The sequence below is a fragment of the Cupriavidus sp. 05N40 genome (assembly GCF_056397305.1).
The window spans coordinates 1-1,388 of record NZ_JBFTND010000436.1 but is presented as its reverse complement, the minus strand read 5'-3'; the positions used below and the strand labels follow the sequence as shown (position 1 = coordinate 1,388).

Genomic DNA, 1,388 nt, shown 5'->3' with positions numbered 1-1,388 from the left:
GAGCGAGGTCGTCATCTTGTGCGTGAAGTCATTGCGAATGCACCTGATCTTTCGATGCTGATCAGCGAGCTTTCGCGATGCCTTCTCACGGTTCTTGGACGGGAGAAGACGCACCCCCTTGGGAATCCGGCCCTTTTTACCTAGGCCCATACGTTGYTTCTGCGCTTCCATCTTGCGCGACACCGACCGCTGCAACCTCGTCAACCGCTTCTGCGCCTTCTTCAGCGCACGCGGCGTCGCATAACGTTTGCCATCAGAGCAGACGATTTCCTTGACGTTGAGGTCGACGCCGGTGACCGGGCGGCGAGTCGCCGGCYCAATCCAGCATATGTCCACCTCCTGCTGCAGCGACAGATACCAGCGTGTGCCATCGCGTGACACCGTGGCGCCCATTATCTTGCCGCCGAACCGCGGWGCCTCTTTCATCCTCACYTTGCCCAGCACGGGCAGACGTACYTGCCTCTCACCTACGGTCAGCTTGTCGTTGGCGACGTAGAAAGMATCGCGCGCCTSTCCCTTCCGCTTGAAGACAGGGCGATAAGCATTCTTTCCCCTTTTYACGTCGTCGAAGAACTTGCTCCAGGCCTTGCTCAGATTGGCAAAGGGCTGCGCATGCGAGTCACGATGCATGTCCTTCAGCCAGGGRAAYTCGGCATATTTGAAKGCGTTGAATTGCTTCTTRAGTGCMAGTGYATTCGGCTTCGAGCCCGCCTCATACTGTCGATTCCACTCGGCAAGGGCCCAATTCCAGACGAAGCGAGCCGTGCCACAAGCTCGGCGGAAATAGTCCTCCTGCTCCGCKGTYGGTTTGAGTTCAATYCGGTGTGCGATCARCATCCAACGCTTCCTGAAGCTTCTTCTTATAGTTTCTCAGGCGAAAGCCGCTCCTGATTCAATACCAGTATCTCGCAGCCGTTWGTTTTTGCATAGTGCTCAAACCACTCAAAGCCAAASCGAGTCRGCCTGTCGCKGTACGCAACTACCAGGACTTTTATCTCACGCTGGCCGATTTCGTTCATCAATGTCAAGAATCGCTTACGCTGAAAATTGAGTCCTCCTCAATCTCCTCCATGACTTCGACGTTTGCAAGCCCGCGCGCGACAACAAACTCCCCCATCCCCCGTCTCTGGTTGGCTAGATCCGGCTTCTGAGCGGCACTGGACCGACCCTCGCGCTCCCATCGCTGCAAGTCTTCACAGACACGTCGAGCAAGTCGACAGCCTTTCCAGTGCTATATGTGCGCTCCATGACGACGATTATACATATTCGCGCACTTATTTAAGTACTAGAGTCAGTCTCCGGGGTGCTCGTCAAAGCGAACGACTGCCATATGTCGATTGCGTTCGCGAATACAAGTGGGAGATTTGAGTACATCCTGAGAGAACCGC

At 55.3% G+C, this 1,388-nt stretch carries 1 protein-coding gene; it reads right to left on the bottom strand.

Annotated elements, in window-relative coordinates; translation table 11 throughout:
• Positions 1-837 (bottom strand): RNA-guided endonuclease InsQ/TnpB family protein (locus AC1DO7_RS41300; RefSeq protein ID WP_477117578.1); only part of this gene is annotated, 837 nt, incomplete at its 3' end.
• Between the last annotated feature and the right edge of the window lie 551 nt (positions 838-1,388).